Below are 20,539 nucleotides of genomic sequence, written 5' to 3'. Positions count from 1 at the left end.
CAGCTTTAACCACGCCGGGCATGGCGTTCCTGCGCCGGCGTGCCCGGCTGTTTGTCATGGTGACGGGCCGTGTTGGGCGATTGGTAACGGGTCTTGATGAAGGCGCCCGCCAGGGCCAGCCACCAGGCAAGCCAGGTCACCAGCGACAGGCCATAGCCGAGGCGCTCAGGCCAGCGGGCACTCAGGGTCACGGTGAGCCGGTAGTCGCCGGCGGGCACCTGAACCTGCAGCAGTCCGTTCTGGGTATTGCTGACAGGCAACTCGGTGCCATCGTCGCGCCAGGCCTGCCAGCCGGGATAGTAATACTGGTGCATCACCAGAGTGGCCGGGGTCTTGGCGTTCACGGTCAGCACAATGTTGCGGGGACGCCAGCTCTGGATCTGCCACTGGATGCCCGGCCGCTGTGTGGTGATCTCGGGCTGGAACTCATCCTTCCAGGCCAGCAGGGTGGGCGAGAAGTTGCCGCGGGGCACTTGCCTTGGCCGGTATTCCCGGGCGCTGCGCTTGCTGTCAAAGAGTGTATCGATCGCTGCCTTGTCAGGGCTCTGGGTGAGGGGGGATTCACGCACATAGAGCGCCTGCGAGGCCATGATAAGGGCGAGCAGCCCCCACCAGAGCCACTGCCATAACCGATGGACGGGGGGCGCCAGGGCTACCACGGCCACGGTGGCGATGACCAGGATCAGGTTGAAGCGCCAGGGAAATTGCACCAGTTGCAGCGGCGTGAGGAGTTGCCAGAGCGGCTCGCTCACGGAGAGGGTCATGAGAAAACAGAGGGTACCGATCACCCCCCAGCGCCGCAGTTCGGGATGATGGGGCTCGCGGGTGGCGGCCCAGGCCACCAGCATCAGGGCGAGGGTCAGTATGGTCAGCCAGGTGAGGTGACCGCGAAAACGCCAGTCATCCAGGCTCTGGGGCAGGCGATCGAGAAAATTGCGCTGGAATTCGAAGATGCCGGTGCGCATCTGCTCCATGGAGATGCCCCCCTGATCCAGCAGGGCGGGCAACAGCAACAGACTCGCCATGGCCAGCCCCCATCCCTGTGCCAGCAGGGTGGGCCAGATGGCGTCGCTTGTCTGGTTGCGCCAGGCCAGCACCAGGCTGCGTACCGTCAGCAATGCCAGGATGAGCAGCAGGCTCGGCAGGTTGGAGAGGGCCAGCATGGCCACGGCGAACGCGAGCAGGAGCAGGCCGAAGGGGGCCTGTTTGCTGAGCCTGTCCTGCCCCAGCAGCGCCAGTGGTGCCCAGACGAAGGCCCAGCTTTCTGCCAGGGCGAAGCGGGCATAGATGTCGATAGCCAGATGATAGGGGAGCGCCATATAGAGCAGGCTGGCCCCCAGGGCCCGGCGGGGAGAGGCGAAGGTACGCAGCCACAGATAGGCAAACAGACCCGAGAGCCAGAGCGCCAGACTGCTGCTCCAGAGCAGGGGCGTCATGGCCTCGTGAGCGAGGGGCGTGGGGCCGGCGAAGAGGGCGTTGACATAGTAGGGGAGCGGTGGGTAGAAGAAAAAAACCGGGCTGCCGAAGGAGCCATTCATGGCCATCAGCCAGCGGGGATAGAGTTCCCCCTGCCACAGTTGCACCGCAAAAAAGTGGCTGGAGAGCAGATGGTGAAACAGATCATGCCCCTGACTGCCGCCGCGCAGCCAGAAGGGCAACAACATAATCGCTGTGGCTATCAGCAATACCAGAGGAATGCTGTAGCGCGTCCGCAATCCAACCATGTCGGGACTCGCTGGTTATGGCCGCAAGGAGAGTCTGGTCGAGTTGCCGGCTCCCTCTGCATCCTGATCCTGCCGTCAGGGCCCAGCATCCGCTTGCCTGTCGGGAATGGCAAGCCAGAGGCCGGGCTCGGCGCGAAAGCGCGGAGCAAACCACCACTGCCGGTAGGGCGCGGGCAGGCTGCTCGCGTCGATAGGGCGCCGACTGAGACGACAGGCGCCCTGCGTCAGGACCAGACGCGCATCCCCCCCATACCAACCATCGGTGATCGGAAGCCGCGTGGTCTCGCGCAGCAGCCTGACGCCCCATTGGGTGACCAGCGCAGTACAGCGCTGCTCTGCCAGGGTGGCCGCCTGAACCATGGCAGGTGGCCGGGGTGCAGTGAGGGTGGAACCAAGCAGCAGGAGCGCCGCCAGCACGGCGAGCGTCTCCCCCCGGTGCGGCAGCCTGCCTGCCAGCAACACCAGACCGAGCAGGGTAAGCGGCGCCAGATGACGGGGATTGTCCGGGTTCTGGCCAAACAGGGTCCAGAGCAGCAGGGCGAGCCAACCCAGCGTCCAGACAAGCCTGCTCCCTCTCTCTTTTCGCCAGAGCGGCATCAGCAGCAGCCCGAATGCCAGAGGCCAGAGTGGCGTGAGCTGGGCGTGCAGGGTCTTGGCCCAGCTCAGCAACCGATCCCCGTGGGCCGCTGCCGTGTTGCCCCACAAGGTAAAGTGGCCGTCGGTAAAGCGGCGCCCTTCGCTGAAATAGGCCCAGCCATCGGCCTGCCAGACAAACAGCAGGCAGGTGAATCCCACCAGGGCGATAGGAAGCACAAACCTGAGCCGTTCGCCTCTGTGTTGCGACCCCAGAGCGATCGGCAGCAGGGCCAGCACGAAATAGGAGGGGCGCAGGGCCAGCATGAGGCCCAGCAGCAGACCGGCCAGCGCCGGGTGGCGAGCCTGATGTCCGGATGTGGATTGAGTGGGTGACAGCGCCAGCAGGGCGGCAAGCCAGGCGGCGAGCGCCGGCCCGTCAGAGAGGCCGGAGAGGGCGAGCGTCGGGGTGAGCGGCAGAGCCAGCACCAGCAGCCAGACGGGCGCCAGGAGGCTGGGCCGTTGCCACAATCTGACCGCCAGCGAGGCGGCGAGCGGCGCCAGCAAACTGCTCCCCAACAGGCTTGCCCACTGCACCGCGCGGGCGGGGTCGTCCACCAGCAGATTGATCAGCCTCGCCAGCCAGATAAAGGCGGGGTAACCCGGAAAGTGGGGGGAGAACTCCAGCACGCTGAAGCGCGTTACTCCGTGGGCGAAGTTGAGGGCATCGTCGGAATCGAGGGCCACCGGGAAGGCCAGCAGCCAGCCAAGCCAGGCCAGTTGCAGAAGGATCAGCAAGTAGGGTCGATTAGCGAAGCGTAATCGGCCATGGTGACGCCCCCCTTCTCCCCTTGTGGGAGAAGGGTCGGGGATGAGGGGGGCCGTCGTCATCAATGAGAGGTCATCAAAGTGCGTAGGGTGGATAGCGCGCAGCGAAACCCACCGCTTGTCACAGCGAGGTGGTGTAGTGATGGGCAGGTAGCCATCAGAGCGGTGCCAGCACGGCCATCAGCGCTTTTTCTGCATCGCTAAAGGCGGCCGCATCGGCGGGCTTGGCGCCCACCCCGAACACCCCCGGGTTGCCGATGGCATCGAGCACCTTGGCCAGCGCCTGCTCGGCGGCCTTGCGATCCCCTTCACTGAGGGAGGGGAGGATGAGATCCAGGAAGCGCTTGCTCTTGACCACCAGCACCTTGGCGGTCTGGTAGTCGCCAAGGTTCTGGCTGGCCCCCTCGAGGCGGCGCTCGATCTCCGCCTTGTAGGCCCGGTTGAGCAGGGCCGCGGTAGCTGCCGCGTCTTTGGCCTTGATGGCGGCCGCGAGCGGTGCTTGCAGCTCGACCTTGTGGTGCTCCTCCAGATAGGTCAGCTCCTCGGCGATGTCGCTCAAGGTGGCACTGGCATCCTTGCCGTCAGTGGCGGCGCCCAGCAGCGCCTCGCGGGCATCGATCAGCGGCTCCTTGCCGGCGGCGGCGTAGGAGTAAGCCTGTACCTGCCCGCTCAGGGCCAGCAGCAGGGTGAGGGCAAGTAAACCCGGGCGGATGGTCATCCTCTTCTCCTTGTTTGTTTATGGCGCGGCCATCAGGCCACGCTCTGGGTTTCAATCACGGTATTTTCGTTGCGATGGTTGAAGGTGTTGCGGCGTCTGTCTGCCTGTTGAACACCAGTCATCGTGCTCACGCCACGCTCTGGGTCTCGATCACGGTATTTTCGTTGCGATGGTTGAAGATGGCGTGGCGTCTGTCCACCCCGTCGATCACCATGTCGGCGGCCATCATCCCCATCTCCATGGCGGTGTCGGTGAAGATGTAGCGGAATGTCCCCTGACGGCCGGTCATGATGAGGTTGGTGATGGGCATCAGCGCCTTGATGGCCTCGTTGCGGCGGGCCTGATAGCCGAGATCCATCAGCGGATAGGCGTATTCGCTGCGGGCCTCGAAGGTTTCATCGCCAAGTTTGGCGGTATCGACGCCGAGACTGGCGAGATCAGCGGTGACCCGGCCGCGCAGATCAGAGAGCGGTGCCTGCCAGGTGGCATCTCCCGGGTTGCAGGGGATCTCCAGCATCACCGAGGTCTGGCCCTGGGGTGCCATAAAGGGGCTGCGCCGGCGCGGCTCCTGCAGACGGGTGGCCAGAATATGGGGGTCGGAGAGGTACTGCCAGGTGTTGTCCGACAGGTTCTCCTGTTTGAGGGGCATATTGACGAAGCGAAGCGACCGGTAGTGCAGATCGCACGGCAAGCCCAGATGCTGGCAGGTGAGCGGCAGCGGCAGGGTAGAGATCACCTGATCAAATCGCTCGCTCTGCTCCACGTTATCTTGTGACCAATAAACCCGTTCGATGCGGCCATCAGCCTGCTCGAGGCGGGTGATGGTGGCGCCGGTTTTCAGCTCAACCCCTTCGGCAACCAACCGCTCGCCCAGGGTGGTGAAGATCTGGCCGAAGCCATATTTGGGGTAACGGTACTTGCGGGCATAGGTACGCACCGAGAGGCTCCCCTTACGCCTTGGCAGCAGGCGGCGCGCCACATCTTTGAGATCGATGAGGCTGATGCGCTGGCCAGCCCAGTCGGCGGAGAGCTTGTCCGGGTTGATGCCCCACAGTTTGCCGGTGTAGCCCTCGAAGAACTGGCGATAGAGGGTGCGGCCAAAGTGGCTCTGGATCCACTCGGCAAAGCTCGCCTTGGCGAAATCGGTAGGCTTCTTGGCAAAGGGCAATAGCAGCAGATCCTTCACCGCCCCGGCCATCAGGGCGAGCGGCGCCGTCTTGAGCAAATTGGGCAGGTTCAAGGGGTAGTCATAGGTGCGCCCGCCAAAGCGGATCACGCTCTTGCGCATCGCGTGGAGCAGATCGTCTCCCATCAGTTCGTCGATAAAGGCGAGCAGCTCGGGGTTCTTGGTGATGAAGCGGTGGCCGCCGTAGTCGAAGCGATACTCACCGTCGCGCCCCTTGAAGGTCTGGGTGGCGCACATGCCGCCCACCACGCTCTCCTGCTCGAACAGGGTGACCGCAAAACCGGCCTGGCGCAGGCGCCAGGCGGCCATCAGACCGGCAGGGCCGGCGCCCAATACCGCAATGTGTTGTGTGTTGTTGTCGCTCATGACGGTGTTCCAAAACGGCTGGCAAAAGAGAAAAGGGACGGATGAACAAGCGGCTCACCCCGGTGAGCCGCCTTGCCATATCAGGCCCTCAGCATATCAGGGCTTGGCGCCGGATCCCGCTGGCTGTGGCTGGGGGCGGTAGCTGCGTTGCCAGAGAGTAACGAAGACCACCAGATAAGCGACCCAGGTCAGCAGCTGCAGGCCGGCCGGCGAGGCATTGTAGCCAAACAGGGCGCGCAGGAAGGTGCCGAAGATCCCCTGATCGTCGAGAATGTGGCTGATGTTGAACACCGGCTCGGTCCAGAGGGTAATGACCCCCGCCGCCTGTAGCATGTTGACGGCAGAGGAGAGCAATCCGGCGGCGATGATGATGATAAGCAGGCCGGTCCAGCGAAAGAAAGGTGCCAGGGCCACCTTGCGGGTGGAGCGCAGCAGCCCCCACACCAGCGCCACCGATACCAGCAGGCCTGCCAGCGCGCCGACAAGGCCGGATTGCAGATCGACTCCCTGACCCGAGTAAAGCAGGGCGGAGAAGAAGAGCACGGTTTCAAACCCTTCACGCATCACGGCGAGGAAGGCGAGCAGGGCCAGGCCAAACAGGTTGCCACTATCGAGCGCCGCGTCGATGCGCGCCGTCATGGCCCCCACCTGGGACTTGGCCTGCTTTTGCATCCAGATGGCCATGTAGCTCAGCACCAGGGTGGCAAAAATCAGGATCCCCGCCATCAAGAGGTGGTTGTAGCGCTCGCTCTCGAACTGGCTCACTACCACCTGGAACAGAAAGGCCACCACCAGCGAGGTGACGAGCCCAAGCCCGACCCCCAGATAGATGAACTTGTTGTAGCGGCTCGCCCCCAGCTTGGCGAGGTAGGAGAGGCAGATGCCCACCAGCAGAAAGGCTTCCAGCCCCTCGCGCAGGGTAATGAGAAAACTTGCAAACATCAGGTTTGAGGCTCCGTATCGGGCATGTTGGGGGTGAGTTGCAGCCGATTGAGTTGTAGCCGAGTGAGCAGCACTATGGGGGGCTCCGGCAAGCTCGGTTCGGCAGCGCGCACCGCATCACTGACCCACTTGGGGTAGGTGCGGAAATTGAGTCTGATATCGGCCTTGAAGGGGGCTTTGGCATCCGCCGGCAGTGGCCAGGCTTCATCGCGCCAGCCATCGGCCGGGATGCGAGTGTCTTCGAGGAGCTTGGCGTAGCGCCAGAACTTGAGCCCCACCGGCTTGCCCTCGGCATCGCCGAACACCTTCCTGAACAAGCGGGCATCCTCGGGCACGGCGCCATCCACCGGCTGGCCGCTGGTGAGCACCACTTTGCCGGTGACATCGGTGACGGTCAGTTCCAGCCAGAGCTCGCGAAAATCGGCCACCCCGGTGGGCAGGGCATGGCCTGCGCCGGTATTGGCGACCCGTACCACCAGCTCGGGCTGCTGACCTGTCTTGGTTTCGATGCGGGCAGACAGCGTCGCGCTGGAGCGAAGCAGCGCCAGGCTCTCCTGCTCAAGCTCGGGACTGCGTAGCCCCACCAGCTGGTGCTGGGCACCGGTGAAGTTGTGGCGATAGAGCCGTTCTTTCAGAGTGCCGTTCTCGGTGGACTGACCGGCTACCGGCGCGCCGCCGTTGCCGGGCTCCGGGTTCATATGACAGTCGATGCAGGTGCGCCGTTTGGCGGGATCTTCTGCCTTGGCGAAGCTGGAGTTCTCCCACTCGTCCCAGGTGTTGACGATATTGGCGCCGGTGCCCGGGGCGAACTCGTTGTGGCACGACTTGCACAGGGTCGCATCCTGGTAGAAATCCTTCTGGTAGGAGGCTTTGTGCATGGCGGGGCGGGCATTGATCTGCCGCTCGGCCAGCCAGTGCTGGAGGCTGCCGCCCGGGGCATCCTCGAACACATAGCTCTCGCGGTCTTTCAAATTCACGGTGAAGGCGCTGTTGCCGCCGGCGTCTTCTACCTTGGTGATGCGATGGCAGAGCACGCAGCCGGTCCCTTCTTCGACGACAGGTTCGCCCTTGTTGTGCGCGGTAATGAGCGAGGCTCCCCCCTGCTCGAACATATTCGAACCCTTGGGCAGATCCTGTTGGCCGGTTAGCACCTGCTGGGGCATGTGGCAACCCTGGCACCACTGGCCGAATGCTTCGCCCTCTGTTTCGCGAGCCAGCGCCTGTACCACCTTGTAGTAGGGGTGGGAGTTGCCCATCAGTCGGTGATTGCTCTCGCTCCAATCCTTGAACGCCTGTTGGTGGCAGTTCTGGCAGGAGGCGGAGTTGAGCCACTCTTTCGGGTGGGTGGTTGGCGCCTTGGCGGGATCCGTGCGCGGGGCATCAAGCCGCAGCCAGTTGGCGAGATAGGGGAGGTTGCCATCGGCGGTCACGAAGGCGTGCAGATCCTCCATCATCGCCTTCACCTCGGGCTGGGGTTTGGCGGGATCGACTGTCTCGGCCCCATCGCGGGTGTCATGGCCCATGCCCCCCTGGGTCTGCTGGGTCATGCGCAGGTATTCGCCGACAAAATCCCCCGCCACCATGTTGGCGAGGTTGGCGTGGCCGTTGATGGCGTTGTCGCGGCTTTTCTGGCGATGGGCCGCCATCAGATAGCGGTTGGTGAAGTTGAACCCGTCCAGATGGCAGGAGTTGCAGCTCATCCAGTTGTCCCCCGCCATGGGGAAGCGGCTATTTGCCGCGGTGTTGCCGAGATTGAACAGCCGCTCGCCACGTTTGAGGGGCTCGGGGCGGGGATCGGATTCCACCAGTTTGGCGAAGTGGGGCACATCGACGGTGACCCGGGCGAAGGGGCCGCTGCCGCCGGTGTTGAGGCGGGTGAGATCCTGCCCCATGACGTTGTGTACCAGAATGTGGTCGCCGTCGATCAAAAGATCGCGCGGATTCTGGCCCGGCAGGTGGCGCAGTAGCTGGGTTGCCTTGGCGCCGCCCTGAAACTTCTTGCGTCTGTGGCGATTGCTGTTGGACTTGCCGCTGCGCGAGAGGTCGAACACCAGCAGATCCTCCGAACCCGCCAGGGTCAGGTAGACCCGCTTGCCGTCGGCGGCGAAGCGCGCCGCGAAGGGATTGGAGACGATTTGGCTGCGGTTGCCGACATTGGGCAAGTTGATCTGCAAGAAGAGCTGTTTGCGCTCGTCGACCCTTTCTTTTTCTTCCTCGAGATCGATGATGGAGACCGCTGGGAAAACGGTGCTCTGAAACTGGAAGGGGTGGTCGAAACTCCACAGCACATGGGGCAGCCAGGCTTCGCTGCCATCGGGGGAGAGGGCGATGCCGTCCAGCAGGCGCGGCAAGCCTTGAGAGTCGCTTGGGGTGGAGCTCTGGGTCTCGGCGAGGGTGATCAGGCGCGGTGTGGGCAGGGCAGCTTTTTTGGCGCCGCCCTCCAGCTTGGCGAGATCGTAGATGGCGAGCTGGCCGGTCATGGCGTGGGTGAGCAACAGGCGATCATCGTCGGTCAGGGCAAGTCCGCGCGGAGTCTCTGCAGTGGCCATATCCAGCTGCAGCTTGCCATTTGTGTCATAGGCCTGCAGGCGGCCCGCCTCGAACAAGGTGACCCAGAACCAGCGCCGCTTGGGATCGTAGATGACGCCGTAGGGTCTATGGCCGGTGGGGATCGCCTTTTTTAGGTCGAGATCATCATCCAGCAGCAGCAGGCGATCGCCGCTGTAGTCGGTCACCAACAGGGTGCCGTCTTCTGCGCGAGCGAGCTGGCGCAGATCGCCGCCAAAGCGGGTCTCCTTGAGACGCTTGCCACTTTCTCGCTCCAGTAGGGTGACGGAGCCTGCGCCCTGGTTGGCTACCAGCAGACGAGGGGCTTTCCCCTCGTTATAGGCAATCATGGCAGCCCCCATCTCCTGGGCCGAGGCTGTTCCCAGCAGCAGGGCGGCCAACATCAGGGATAACAACAACTTCAACATAAGATCAGGTGCGCCATTTCAAGATGGTCCAGCGCCAGGCGTGGCGCAGCACCAGGGGAGTCAACGCGAGCGCGCTCAGCCAGTGGGCCCAGCTGGCAAGGTTGCCCAGGTTGTCGCCCGGGGTGCCGTGCAGTACCAGCAGCAGGCCGCTGGCCAGACACACCAGCAGCAGGCCCTCGATGATGCGGCCCGTGGTGCGCAAGAAGGGCTTGCGGCTTCTATTCAGCAAGCTGCGATGGGAGAGCCAGAAAGCGCCGAACAGCAGGGGGAATAGGGTGAGCGAGAGGGCGACGTGCAGGAACAGGTTCCAGCGTGCCAACGACCAGAGCGGGGTCAGCGGTTCCCACAGCAGCAGGCCGGAGAAAAACATCAGATAGAGGGAGCCCTCGGCGGCCTGATGGTGATAGGCCAGCCATTGCCAGAAGGGGCGTGCTGAGAGGGAAAGGCTTGTCATGAATGCTCCGGCACCGATGGTCGGTTTGGGTGAAGCAGTCTATAACGCAGAAAAGGCAATGAAAAGAGTTATCAATTCTATTGGTGATGAATAAAGCCTGAATGGTTTTCAGCTCGGAGAGGATGAGCAACGGATAGGTGGTATGCCGGCAGCGACTGGGGCAGTCAGAAAAGCAGGGAACAGGTTGCCATGACCTGGCCGCCAGAGGGAGCAATCCGGGAGGGAGAAAACAAAAAGCCCGGTCGATTGACCGGGCTTTTTGTTTTTGAAAATGGCTCCCCCGACAGGACTTGAACCTGTGACATACGGATTAACAGTCCGCCGTTCTACCGACTGAACTACGGGGGAATTGGCTCCTCCTACTGGACTTGAACCAGTGACATACGGATTAACAGTCCGCCGTTCTACCGACTGAACTAAGGAGGAATTGCCTGTCTCGTCGAGACGGGGCGGATATTAATGGCCAGGGTGGCGGGTGTCAACCCGCGATCTTTGTTAAAAACGGATTTTCGACCTGTTTGCCCAAAACTTGGTCTTTGCCGCTTATTTTGAGCACAATCAGTCTCTTGCACTTGCTTCACTGGTCACAAAGAGGGACTAGAGGGTGTGTGCTGATGAGGGAAACTTCCCTTTATCGGCTGCGAACGTGCAAAATTGACGCAATGTCTCAAATGGCAATCTTTGCGGCTAACTGGGCTGGAGTCCGGATAAATATCGGGGATTTGGTGGCGAATGGGCAAAATGGTGGGCGAGTGTGTCATTCATTGATCCTGACCATCGAAAAAACGGCGCGGCAGGAGTAAGGTTACGCAGGATACCATCGCCGCGTCGACAGTTCTGCCGGCCCTTGATGATGATCGGGCGCCGGATTTATCCGGCCTTTATCTCCCTCTTCTGGTATTACGATATACATGCACAAGCAAGCACCTTTGAATAGCGTGAAGCTGGCCGTTGCTTTACGCCAATCCTGTATCGATGAACCCTATAGTGTTGCCCGTTTTGGCCGCGATTTGATCGCCGGCATTACCGTGGGCATTATTGCCATTCCGCTGGCCATGGCGCTGGCGATTGCCAGTGGCGTGCCGCCACAACATGGCCTCTACACCGCCATTATCGCCGGTATCGTGATTGCGGTAACCGGTGGCTCCCGTTACTCCATCTCGGGGCCGACCGCCGCTTTTGTGGTGATCCTCTATCCGGTGGCCCAGCAATTTGGTGTGGGTGGCCTGTTGATGGCGACCCTGCTCTCCGGCTTCTTCCTGCTGGCCATGGGGATGGCGCGGCTTGGCCGCCTTATCGAGTACATCCCCCCCTCAGTGACTCTGGGCTTTACCGGTGGTATCGCCATCGTGATTGCGACCCTGCAGATCAAGGATTTCTTCGGCCTGCACGTGGCCGAGATGCCGGAAACCTATGTCGGCAAGGTTGAAGCGCTGGTACATGCCCTGCCCAGCTGGCAGTGGGGTGACACCCTCGTCGGGGTCGCGACCCTGACGGTACTGCTGCTCTGGCCGCGACTGCGCCTGCCAGTGCCGGGCCATCTGCCTGCCGTGCTGGTGGGGGTGGGCCTGGGCTTTGGCCTGCATCAGTTCGGGGTGGATGTGGCCACCATCGGCAGCAAGTTCAGCTATACCCTGGCCGACGGGACCCAGGGGATGGGGATCCCGCCCATCGCGCCTAGCCTGGTGATGCCATGGGCCCTGCCCGGACCGGATGGAGCCCCTGTCGAGTGGAACCTGGCCGCCATCGAGCGCCTGCTGCCGGCTGCGTTTTCCATGGCGATGCTGGGGGCCATTGAATCCCTGCTGTGCGCCGTGGTGCTGGATGGTATGACAGGTCGCAAGCACAGCTCCAACGCCGAACTGGTGGGGCAGGGGCTTGGCAATATACTGGCGCCCTTCTTTGGCGGTATCACCGCCACTGCCGCCATCGCCCGCTCTGCCGCCAACGTACGGGCGGGAGCGACCTCGCCTGTTTCCGGCATCGTCCATGCCCTGGTAGTGCTGGCGGCCATTCTGGTGCTGGCGCCCTGGCTCTCCTGGTTACCGCTGTCGGCCATGGCCGCGCTGCTGCTCATCGTCGCCTGGAACATGAGCGAAGCTCACAAGGTGGTGGAGCTGGTGCGCCGTGCCCCCAAATCCGATGTGCTGGTGCTGCTGGTCTGTCTGTCGCTCACCGTCATCTTCGACATGGTGATTGCCATTACCTTCGGGGTGATCCTGGCTTCCCTGCTCTTTATGCGCGAGATCGCCAAGATGACCCGTTTGCACGATTTGGCCGAGCATAAGCGCTATGTCAAGGAGCTGCCGGATAACAGCCTGGTCTACAAGATCAACGGCCCGCTCTTCTTCGCTGCGGCCGAGCGGGTCTTTGGTGAGCTGGAAGCCCAGGTGAAGGGGCATCGTCTGCTGGTGTTGCAGATGGAGGCAGTCTCCATCCTGGATGCGGGCGGGCTGTCGGCCTTCCTGCACTTTGGCAAGCAGATGGCCACCGCCGGGGTCGAGGTGCGTGTCGCCGAGCTGCAGTTCCAGCCGCTCAAGACGCTTGCCCGTGCCAAGGTGCGTCCTCAGCCCGGCAAGCTGGAATTCTACGGCTCGCTGGAAGAGGCCCTCAAAGGGGAACACTTGCACGAAGCGGCGGAAAATTGAGTAAAAGGGATACAAAACGGCATGTTTTTGGTCATTTTGTTCGACTATCAAGCGAACGAACGCAAAAAGTAAAAAATTGCATTGACCAAATGCCTGCGTATCCCGTACATTACGCCCCGTTCCAGCGCAACGGCGCAACGAGCAGCGTGTTGGCTGAACACGTTAAACAACAGACCAAAATTTGGTGAGGTGTCCGAGTGGCTGAAGGAGCACGCCTGGAAAGTGTGTATACGGCAACGTATCGAGGGTTCGAATCCCTCCCTCACCGCCAAATTGCAAAGCCCGACCTGATGGTCGGGCTTTTTGCTTTCTTGGCTTTCTCATTACCAATGACTGATTTGATCCCGGCATCCTCCTTCTCCCTGCCTGCGCCAGTGATCTTTCACTCCCGATAAGGGACCCAAGGCTCCCAGTTCCTTTATCCAATCAATGGTGGGAGGAGGGGAGATGGAACATCTTTTCATGGCGCTGTTTCAGGCGCCCCAACCAGATTCCCAGGCCTGCCGTCAGGCAGAGCACCAGCTCGATCCCCACCACCAGGCCCCCGAGCCTGCCTTGTTCCCAGAACGGGTGGAGGTAGAGCCCCCCGAGGCTGGCCCCCAGATAGTAGGTCACAAGATAGAGGGAGGAGGCGAGCGCCCGGTTGTGCTCGACGTGTTGACCCACCCAGGCGCTGGCGCAGGCGTGAGCCAGGAAAAAACCGAAGCTGGAGACAAGCAGGGCGGTAAGGATCCCGGACAGAGTGCCCAGCAGCAGGCAGATACTCCCCAGCGCCATCAGGGCAATCCCCGCCAGCAACATGCGCTGGGCTCCCCAGCGATTGGCGCAGCGCCCGCTCAAGGAGGAGGCGACGGTGCCGGAGAGGTAGGTCAGAAACAGCATGCCAAGCCACTGGGTCGGCAGGGAGAATGGAGGGGCTGCCAGCAAGAAGGTGAGATAGCTGAACTGGTTCAGAAAGACCATGAAGTTGAGCCCGCCAATCAGATAGGCGCCCACCAGCAGCGGATTGCTCAGATGTTGTTGCAAGGCGTGGGCAAACTGGCCCGGCACAGGGGAGGCCGCGACAAAGCGCGTTTGATGAGGCAGCAGCCAGAACACCAGCGGCAGCAAGGCAAGGCTGATCGCGCCAATGCCGAGGAAGGTGTGCTGCCAGTCGCCAAACCAGCCTGCCAGCAAGCCACCGACCACCCGGCCCGCGATCCCCCCGAGGGAGTTGGCGGCGATATAGACCCCGACCGCCGAGAGTAGCGCCCGCTTGCTGAACTCCTCGCCCATGTAGGCGATGGCCGTGGCGGGCAGACCCGCCAACAGGGCGCCCTGCAGGATCCGCAGCAGCAGCAGGGCTTCAAATTGCTCGACCAGCGGAATGAGCAGGGAGAGCAGAACCGCCAGCGTGAGGGTGCCCAGCATCACCTGGCGACGGCCATGACGATCGGCCAGTCTGGCGCACAGGAGCAGGGAGGCGGCCAGCCCGGCGGTGCAGCCAGCCAGAGTCCAGCTGGCCGAGAGAGAGTTGACCGAGAACACCTCGGCGATCAGCGGCAACAGGGGATGGGTCTGGTAGAGATTGAGAAAGACCAGAAAAGAACCCAGGCTGAGCGCCAGGGTGGCGCGTATCCATTCGCGACTTCCAACTTCGATCATGCTTGCAATGTCCTGATAACTTTTCATCAGGGTAGAGCGCCATGACACATAAATATAATATATTTAAGTTATCTATCTCATAAGATGAATTGATATGGATTTGAAACAGCTCACTTATCTGCTGGCGGTCAGGGATGCCGGTTCATTCACCAAGGCGGCCAGCGGGCTGCATGTTGCGCAGCCTGCCATCAGCATGGCCATCGCCAAGCTGGAGCAGCAACTGGAGCTGCGTCTGTTCGACAGGCAGGATCGGGCGGTGCGTCTCACCCCGGAGGGGGAGGTGCTCTGCCGCCATGCCGAGCGACTGCTGTTGCAGAAGCACCAGGCCGAGGCTGAGATGGCCGAGCTAAAAGGGTTGGAGCGGGGGGAAGTGCGGATCGGCATTCCCTACATGATGGGCTCCTACTATTTTCCGCCGAGGTTGATGGCGTTCAAGCACCGCTATCCCGGGCTCAAGATCCGGGTGGAGGAGGCGGGAACCCGCGAGCTGCTTAGCCGCATGGTGGACGGTACCCTGGATCTGGCCATCCTCATCACCAGCGATCTGCCCCCCGCCATCGAGGGGGCTCACCTGTTGACCGAGGAGATGCTGATGGTGGTAGGGGAGGAACACCCGCTCCATGGCGCGCCCGGGGTGACGCTCGAGCAGTTCTTCCAGCAGGAGCTGGCTCTGTTTCGCCGCGGTTTTTACCACAGGGAGCATATGGAAGCCCTGGCCCAGACCCTGGGTGTCGAGCCCAATATCGCTTTTGAGAGCAACCTGATCCCCCTGCTCAAGGCAGTAGTGCGCCAAGGTTTTGCGGTGACCACCTTCCTGCGAATGGTGCTGGAAGAGGACGCCGATCTGGGGGGCGTGTCGTTTCGGCCCCCCATCTTCCTCGATCTTTGCGTGGCCTGGCGGCGGGGGGATCCGCTCTCCATGGCCAACCGCGCCCTGCGGGACTTTTTGCTGAGTGAACGTTCAAGGGCGTAGGACACCCAGGCCTAATCCGGGGCTCGATGCGAGATTTGCCAAGGCCTGGTGGGGGATGCGCTCATGGAGATATTGGCCTGGTGTCTGCTGGCTGGATGCAAGAAAGGGCATAGCGCCTGACTGCCGTGATGGAGACATAAAAAAACGCCTCATGGGAGGCGTTTTCATTAGCTGAAAAGTAACAGACTCACTTTTTCAGCATGTGATCCAGCTTGTTGGCCTTGGTCGAGAGATAAAACTCGTTGTGGGGATTGCGCCCCTCCTGCAGAGGAACACGCTCGGCCACCGGAATGCCAAAACTCTCCATCGCCTTCATCTTGCGCGGGTTGTTGGTCATCAACTTGAGAGATTGAACCTCGAGCAACTTGAGCATGTCGGCACAGATGGTGTAATCACGCATGTCGGCGGCAAAGCCCAGGGCCACGTTGGCCTCGACGGTATCGGCCCCCTGATCCTGCAGATGATAGGCCCGGATCTTGTTGAGCAGACCGATGCCACGCCCCTCCTGACGCACATACAACAAAACGCCGCGGCCCGCTTTGGCGATATTCTCGAGGGCAGCCTGCAACTGGAAGCCGCAATCACAACGCAGACTGAACAAGGCATCGCCGGTCAGGCATTCCGAGTGGATCCGGCCCAAAACGGGTTCCGTGCCGGTGATGTCGCCCATGACCAGGGCGGCGTGATCCTTACCCGTGCCGGTTTCCTGAAAACCTACCAGCGTGAAAGTGCCCCAGGGGGTTGGCAATTTGGATCTGGCCACGAGGGTAACGCTGCTCATAGGTTGCTCCTTACTACAACTGCTCAAAAAAAGGGGGCCAGTTTAGCGCGCCTTGTCGGGAACGACCATAAGAACAAGTCCCTGCATTGATTAATGAAATGTACCGACGGCAAATGGCGGAGCAGAGCGGGCTTTTGCGCCATTGTATGTATTGGTGACTGCCAGTGGCAGCACATTTGGGTATAATCGGCGCCCATTAACCCATTCCTTCGGGATGGGCGCAACACAGTGCAGGAGAGAAGTTATGCCTCAGATGGCCCCCGTAATGACAATTGATGGCCCCAGTGGTGCCGGCAAGGGCACCTTGTGCCAGTTGCTCGCCGAGAAGCTGGGTTGGCACTTGCTGGATTCGGGCGCCATCTACCGGGTGTTGTCCCTGGCCGCCTTGCATCATGATGTGGAGCTGGACAGTGAAGCTGCGCTGGTGCCCTTGGCCGCCCACCTGGACGTGCAATTTCAGGTTGAAGGGGAGCTGGTCAAGGTGATTCTGGAAGGGGAGGATGTCTCCCGTACCATCCGCACCGAAGAGGTTGGCAACGCGGCCAGTAAAATCGCAGCCTTCCCGCGGGTTCGGGAAGCCCTGTTGCGTCGTCAGCGTGCATTTCGTCAGGCCCCTGGTCTCATCGCCGATGGCCGTGACATGGGAACCGTGGTTTTCCCGGAGGCCGAGGTGAAGATTTTCCTCGACGCCAGCGCCGAAGAACGGGCCCAACGTCGCTATAAGCAGTTGCAAGATAAAGGCTTTGATGTTAACTTTGAGCGTCTTTTAACCGAGATTCGGGAGCGTGATGATCGCGATAGAAATCGCGCCACCGCCCCCCTGAAACCGGCAGAAGATGCTCTCGTGGTGGATTCAACCGCCATGACCATAGATGAAGTGCTGGCAACAGTGCTCGCCTATGCGGAGCAACAACTCGGAGATGCCAGCGCAAGCTGACATCCGGTCGTCTGCACCAAGGATGGCGCAGATTATTTAAAACAACCCCGCTTGTGCTGGATGACAAGTGGATGTTTCATTTGTGACATAAACAATGATCGAATCTTTTGCTCAACTCTTTGAAGAGTCCCTGAACGCCGTTGAAACCCGTCAAGGTTCCATCGTCAAGGGTACTGTCGTTGCTATCGAGAACGGTTTCGTACTGGTTGACGCCGGTCTGAAATCCGAGTCCGCTATCCCGGCTGAAGAATTCAAAAACGCCATGGGCGAGCTGGAAATCAACGTAGGTGACTCCGTTGACGTGGCTCTGGACTCTATCGAAGATGGTTTCGGCGAAACCAAGCTGTCCCGCGAAAAAGCCAAGCGCCACGAAGCCTGGCTGCAGCTTGAGAAAGCTTACGAAGAGCAAGCTACCGTTATCGGTATCATCAACGGCAAGGTCAAGGGTGGTTTCACCGTTGAACTGAACGGCATCCGTGCCTTCCTGCCGGGTTCTCTGGTTGACGTGCGTCCGATCCGTGACACCGCTCACCTGGAAAACAAAGAACTCGAGTTCAAAGTCATCAAGCTGGACCAGAAGCGCAACAACGTTGTTGTTTCCCGTCGTGCCGTGATCGAGACCGAGAACACCTCCGAGCGCGAAAGCCTGCTGGCTAACCTGCAAGAAGGTCAAGAAGTTAAGGGTATCGTCAAGAACCTGACCGACTACGGTGCATTCGTAGATCTGGGCGGTGTTGACGGCCTGCTGCACATCACCGACATGGCGTGGAAGCGCGTTAAGCATCCTTCCGAAATCGTCAACGTTGGCGACGAGATCTCCGTCAAGGTTCTGAAGTTCGACCGCGAGCGTACCCGTGTATCCCTGGGTCTGAAGCAGCTGGGCGAAGATCCGTGGGTTGCTATCGCCAAGCGTTACCCGGAGACCACCCGTCTGTCTGGCCGCGTGACCAACCTGACCGACTACGGCTGCTTCGTTGAAATCGAAGAAGGCGTTGAAGGCCTGGTACACGTATCCGAGATGGATTGGACCAACAAGAACATCCACCCGTCCAAAGTTGTTAACGTTGGCGACGTGGTTGACGTGATGGTTCTGGACATCGACGAAGAGCGTCGTCGTATCTCCCTGGGTCTGAAGCAGTGCAAATCCAACCCGTGGCAGCTGTTTGCCGAAACTCACGCCAAAGGCGACCGTGTTTCCGGCAAGATCAAGTCCATCACTGACTTCGGTATCTTCATCGGTCTGGATGGTGGCATCGACGGCCTGGTTCACCTGTCTGACATCTCCTGGAACAACCAGGGCGAAGAAGCCGTGCGTGAATTCAAGAAGGGCGACGAGATCGAAGCCGTTGTTCTGCAAGTGGATCCGGAGCGTGAGCGCATCTCCCTGGGCGTCAAGCAGATCGAAGAAGACCCGTTCAACAAGTACCTGGCTGACAACAAGAAAGGTGCTATCGTGAAGGGTAAGGTTACCGAGGTTGATGCCAAAGGTGCCGTTATCGAACTGGCTGACGGCGTAGAAGGCTACCTGCGTGCCTCCGACGCTGCCCGTGACCGCGTAGAAGACGCCACTCTGGTGCTGTCTGTTGGTGACGAAGTTGAAGCCAAATTCATGGGCGTTGATCGTAAGAACCGCACCGTAAGCCTGTCTGTCCGCGCTAAGGACGAGGCTGACGAGCGTGTCGCTATCGACAACCTGAACCAGCAAGAAGAAGTTGTGTTCAGCAACGCTATGGCTGAAGCGTTCAAAGCCGCCAAGGGTGAGTAATCCTTGATGCAAGAAAAGGGCGGCATTGCGCCGCCCTTTTTTATCCTGGCAAAATGAATATTGCATGTGATCGGGGAAGGAGATTTAACGTTATGACCAAATCAGATCTCATCGAACAACTGGCAGCCAGCCGCATGCATATGCCGGCCAAGGATGTCGAAGCTGCCATCAAGGAGATCCTTGAACAAATGGCGTCGACCTTGCAAAACGGCGACCGGATTGAAATTCGCGGATTTGGCAGTTTTTCACTGCACTATCGTGCCCCCCGCGTGGGCCGTAACCCCAAGACCGGGGACAAGGTTGAACTGACCGGGAAATATGTCCCGCACTTCAAACCTGGCAAAGAGTTGCGCGAGCGCGTCAACACCATTGAATAATGCAAAAATGGGCATACTCGGGTATGCCTTTTTTGTTTTTGGCCTTTGAACCTGTGCCAATCATCTTGTTTCTTAAACTCTTTTCCCATTCACTCTAGAGTCTGCCTGTGATTTTAAGGATAATCAGCCTCTCACTCGATACTGACAGGGAGCTCTTATGAAGCGTATTTTGGCCCTTATCCCGCTGGTGCTGGTCTTTATTCTGACCCTGGCGCTGGGTTCACAAAACGGTCAGCTGGTTCAGTTCAACTACCTGATTGCGCAAGGAGAGTTCTCGCTCGCCATGCTGCTCGGGTTCTTCTTCGCTGGCGGCTTCCTCCTTGGTTGGCTGGTATTCGGCCTGCTGTTCCTGCGTTTGAAGATGCAAAACCGCACCCTCAATCGCACCATGCGTCGTCAATCCCGCGAATTGGAGCTGGCCCGTACAGCGGGTAAGGAATAATGCTCCTCAATGCTTGAACTGCTTTTCCTGCTGTTGCCCATCGCTGCCGGTTATGGCTGGTACATGGGCCGCAGGAGTGTTCGCCAGGACACCCAAAAACAGAGTAACCAGTTTTCCCGCCAGTACGTGGCGGGTCTCAATTATTTGCTGTCCGATGAATCCGACAAGGCGGTGGATCTCTTTATCCAGCTGCTGGAGGTGGACAGCGAAACCATCGAAACTCACCTCTCCCTCGGCAACCTGTTTCGCCAGCGCGGCGAGGTCGATCGTGCCATCAAGATCCACCAGAATCTGGTCGCCCGCCAGTTGACCCGCGAACAGCGCCAGCTGGCATTGCAGGAGCTGGCCCGCGATTTTCTCGCCGCCGGCTTGCTGGATCGCGCGGAAGCCATCTGGAAAGAGCTGTGTGAAGACAGCGATTTCGAAGAGACGGCGCTCACCCAGTTGCTCATCATCCACCAGCAGTTGCGAGAGTGGGACAAGGCCATCGATGTGGCAGTGCGCCTGCAACAGTTCCAGGGCAAGAAGCTGGCCGAACCCATCTCCCATTTTTATTGTGAGCAGGCTGAAAACGCCCTGCGCGAAGGCAATCAGGGGGAGGCGCTGGCCAAATTCAAACGGGCCCTTGGCATCAACCCCGCCTGCGCCCGTGCCAGTCTGCGGCTGGCTGAGCTGGCCATGGCTGAGGGGGAATATGAGCGGGCGAGCAAGGAGCTGCTGCGGGTATTTGAACAGGATATGGATTTTGCCTCCGAAGCCATCCCCAAATTGTTGCAGTGCTACCAGCAACTGGGGCGCAGCCAGGCGCTGATCCCCATCCTCGAGAAGGCGGTAGAGGAGCATGCCGGTGTCAGCGTGACCCTGGCACTTGCCAAGCTGGTGGAGGAGCGCGATGGCCTGAGCCAGGCCCGCGAACTGGTGTTGCGTCAGCTGCGTCGCCATCCCTCCATGAAGGGGTTCTATCAGCTGGTGGGATTTCAGCTGGCCAGTGCGGAGGAGGGGCCTGCCAAGGAGAGCCTCGAGCTGCTGCAGCAGCTGGTGGGCGAGCAGATAAAAATCAAATCGACCCACAAGTGCCGCCAGTGTGGTTTTGCTACGCACTCGCTGTTCTGGCAGTGTCCATCCTGCCGCCAGTGGGGCTCCATCAAGCCAATACGTGGCCTGGATGGGGAATAAAAGAAGCAATTGAACATCTGATGTGGCGCG

Annotated in this window: 16 protein-coding genes and 3 tRNA genes; 8 read left to right on the top strand and 11 right to left on the bottom strand. The window is 60.5% G+C overall.

The genetic code is table 11. The features are described 5' to 3' along the window. Positions 1-5: 5 nt before the first annotated feature. The 9 genes from ACB028_RS12065 to ACB028_RS12025 all read right to left on the bottom strand — a co-directional run bounded on the left by ACB028_RS12065 (position 6) and on the right by ACB028_RS12025 (position 10,192). Complete coding sequence (locus ACB028_RS12065; RefSeq protein ID WP_371144378.1) at positions 6-1,724, bottom strand: hypothetical protein; 1,719 nt, start codon at positions 1,722-1,724, stop codon at positions 6-8. A 75-nt stretch (positions 1,725-1,799) separates the two neighbouring features. Further along, on the bottom strand, positions 1,800-3,095 hold the full coding sequence (locus ACB028_RS12060) for a hypothetical protein (RefSeq protein ID WP_371144377.1): 1,296 nt from the start codon (positions 3,093-3,095) through the stop codon (positions 1,800-1,802). Between the two features lie 187 nt (positions 3,096-3,282). Next, complete coding sequence (locus ACB028_RS12055; protein ID WP_279451051.1) at positions 3,283-3,843, bottom strand: hypothetical protein; 561 nt, start codon at positions 3,841-3,843, stop codon at positions 3,283-3,285. Between the two features lie 127 nt (positions 3,844-3,970). Beyond that, a complete protein-coding gene (locus ACB028_RS12050; RefSeq protein ID WP_371144376.1) occupies positions 3,971-5,395 on the bottom strand; it encodes an FAD-dependent oxidoreductase in 1,425 nt (474 codons plus the stop codon). 96 nt (positions 5,396-5,491) lie between these two features. Further along, positions 5,492-6,337 carry an FTR1 family protein gene (locus tag ACB028_RS12045; RefSeq protein WP_042071647.1) on the bottom strand — a complete coding sequence of 282 codons (846 nt, stop codon included), beginning with the start codon at positions 6,335-6,337 and terminating at the stop codon, positions 5,492-5,494. Further along, positions 6,337-9,312, bottom strand: a complete 2,976-nt coding sequence (locus ACB028_RS12040) for a YncE family protein (RefSeq protein ID WP_371144375.1) — start codon at positions 9,310-9,312, stop codon at positions 6,337-6,339. The genes ACB028_RS12045 and ACB028_RS12040 overlap by 1 nt, the downstream gene beginning before the upstream one ends. A 4-nt stretch (positions 9,313-9,316) precedes the next feature. Continuing rightward, positions 9,317-9,766 carry a hypothetical protein gene (locus tag ACB028_RS12035; protein WP_201939940.1) on the bottom strand — a complete coding sequence of 150 codons (450 nt, stop codon included), beginning with the start codon at positions 9,764-9,766 and terminating at the stop codon, positions 9,317-9,319. A 272-nt stretch (positions 9,767-10,038) separates the two neighbouring features. Further along, positions 10,039-10,114, bottom strand: a tRNA-Asn gene (locus ACB028_RS12030). A 2-nt stretch (positions 10,115-10,116) separates the two neighbouring features. After that, positions 10,117-10,192 (bottom strand) — tRNA-Asn (locus ACB028_RS12025). A gap of 485 nt (positions 10,193-10,677) precedes the next feature. Between ACB028_RS12025 and dauA the strand changes: the two genes are divergently transcribed. Continuing rightward, positions 10,678-12,414: a C4-dicarboxylic acid transporter DauA gene (gene dauA / locus ACB028_RS12020; protein WP_371144374.1), complete on the top strand. Its 1,737-nt coding sequence runs from the start codon at positions 10,678-10,680 to the stop codon at positions 12,412-12,414. A gap of 183 nt (positions 12,415-12,597) precedes the next feature. Beyond that, positions 12,598-12,685, top strand: a tRNA-Ser gene (locus ACB028_RS12015). Positions 12,686-12,840: 155 nt separating this feature from the next. On the opposite strand, the gene ACB028_RS12010 is transcribed toward ACB028_RS12015, so the two are convergent. Continuing rightward, entirely contained in the window at positions 12,841-14,058 is a 1,218-nt protein-coding gene (locus tag ACB028_RS12010; RefSeq protein WP_371144373.1) for an MFS transporter, read from the bottom strand. Between the two features lie 94 nt (positions 14,059-14,152). On the opposite strand from ACB028_RS12010, the gene ACB028_RS12005 reads away from it, so the two are divergent. After that, a complete protein-coding gene (locus ACB028_RS12005; RefSeq protein ID WP_371144372.1) occupies positions 14,153-15,031 on the top strand; it encodes a LysR family transcriptional regulator in 879 nt (292 codons plus the stop codon). A gap of 187 nt (positions 15,032-15,218) precedes the next feature. Here the strand turns inward: ACB028_RS12005 and ribA are convergent, their stop codons facing one another. After that, positions 15,219-15,812: a GTP cyclohydrolase II gene (ribA, locus tag ACB028_RS12000; RefSeq protein ID WP_042029267.1), complete on the bottom strand. Its 594-nt coding sequence runs from the start codon at positions 15,810-15,812 to the stop codon at positions 15,219-15,221. Between the two features lie 244 nt (positions 15,813-16,056). On the opposite strand from ribA, the gene cmk reads away from it, so the two are divergent. The 5 genes from cmk (at position 16,057) to lapB (ending at position 20,509) form a co-directional block, all read left to right on the top strand. Continuing rightward, a complete protein-coding gene (cmk, locus tag ACB028_RS11995; RefSeq protein WP_042029266.1) occupies positions 16,057-16,749 on the top strand; it encodes a (d)CMP kinase in 693 nt (230 codons plus the stop codon). 94 nt (positions 16,750-16,843) lie between these two features. Next, positions 16,844-18,514 carry a 30S ribosomal protein S1 gene (gene rpsA / locus ACB028_RS11990; RefSeq protein WP_026457387.1) on the top strand — a complete coding sequence of 557 codons (1,671 nt, stop codon included), beginning with the start codon at positions 16,844-16,846 and terminating at the stop codon, positions 18,512-18,514. Positions 18,515-18,606: 92 nt separating this feature from the next. Then, positions 18,607-18,891: an integration host factor subunit beta gene (gene ihfB / locus ACB028_RS11985; RefSeq protein ID WP_026457386.1), complete on the top strand. Its 285-nt coding sequence runs from the start codon at positions 18,607-18,609 to the stop codon at positions 18,889-18,891. A 157-nt stretch (positions 18,892-19,048) separates the two neighbouring features. Further along, a complete protein-coding gene (locus ACB028_RS11980) occupies positions 19,049-19,333 on the top strand; it encodes a LapA family protein (protein ID WP_026457385.1) in 285 nt (94 codons plus the stop codon). 9 nt (positions 19,334-19,342) lie between these two features. Further along, positions 19,343-20,509: a lipopolysaccharide assembly protein LapB gene (lapB, locus tag ACB028_RS11975; RefSeq protein WP_371144371.1), complete on the top strand. Its 1,167-nt coding sequence runs from the start codon at positions 19,343-19,345 to the stop codon at positions 20,507-20,509. Positions 20,510-20,539: the final 30 nt, after the last annotated feature.

Source organism: Aeromonas sp. S9(2024) (assembly GCF_041403185.1).
Classification (GTDB): domain Bacteria; phylum Pseudomonadota; class Gammaproteobacteria; order Enterobacterales; family Aeromonadaceae; genus Aeromonas; species Aeromonas enteropelogenes.
The sequence above is the reverse complement of the archived record's forward strand: the minus strand, read 5'-3'. Positions and strand labels throughout refer to the sequence as shown.

Bases quoted from the DNA above. Each gene is read 5' to 3' on its own strand.
- ACB028_RS12065 (WP_371144378.1), bottom strand. From the start codon at position 1,724: ATGGTTGGATTGCGGACGCGCTACAGCATTCCTCTGGTATTGCTGATA.
- ACB028_RS12055 (WP_279451051.1), bottom strand. From the start codon at position 3,843: ATGACCATCCGCCCGGGTTTACTTGCCCTCACCCTGCTGCTGGCCCTG.
- ACB028_RS12050 (WP_371144376.1), bottom strand. From the start codon at position 5,395: ATGAGCGACAACAACACACAACACATTGCGGTATTGGGCGCCGGCCCT.
- ACB028_RS12045 (WP_042071647.1), bottom strand. From the start codon at position 6,337: ATGTTTGCAAGTTTTCTCATTACCCTGCGCGAGGGGCTGGAAGCCTTT.
- ACB028_RS12040 (WP_371144375.1), bottom strand. From the start codon at position 9,312: ATGTTGAAGTTGTTGTTATCCCTGATGTTGGCCGCCCTGCTGCTGGGA.
- ACB028_RS12035 (WP_201939940.1), bottom strand. From the start codon at position 9,766: ATGACAAGCCTTTCCCTCTCAGCACGCCCCTTCTGGCAATGGCTGGCC.
- dauA (WP_371144374.1), top strand. From the start codon at position 10,678: ATGCACAAGCAAGCACCTTTGAATAGCGTGAAGCTGGCCGTTGCTTTA.
- ACB028_RS12010 (WP_371144373.1), bottom strand. From the start codon at position 14,058: ATGATCGAAGTTGGAAGTCGCGAATGGATACGCGCCACCCTGGCGCTC.
- ACB028_RS12005 (WP_371144372.1), top strand. From the start codon at position 14,153: ATGGATTTGAAACAGCTCACTTATCTGCTGGCGGTCAGGGATGCCGGT.
- ribA (WP_042029267.1), bottom strand. From the start codon at position 15,812: ATGAGCAGCGTTACCCTCGTGGCCAGATCCAAATTGCCAACCCCCTGG.
- cmk (WP_042029266.1), top strand. From the start codon at position 16,057: ATGCCTCAGATGGCCCCCGTAATGACAATTGATGGCCCCAGTGGTGCC.
- rpsA (WP_026457387.1), top strand. From the start codon at position 16,844: ATGATCGAATCTTTTGCTCAACTCTTTGAAGAGTCCCTGAACGCCGTT.
- ihfB (WP_026457386.1), top strand. From the start codon at position 18,607: ATGACCAAATCAGATCTCATCGAACAACTGGCAGCCAGCCGCATGCAT.
- ACB028_RS11980 (WP_026457385.1), top strand. From the start codon at position 19,049: ATGAAGCGTATTTTGGCCCTTATCCCGCTGGTGCTGGTCTTTATTCTG.
- lapB (WP_371144371.1), top strand. From the start codon at position 19,343: ATGCTTGAACTGCTTTTCCTGCTGTTGCCCATCGCTGCCGGTTATGGC.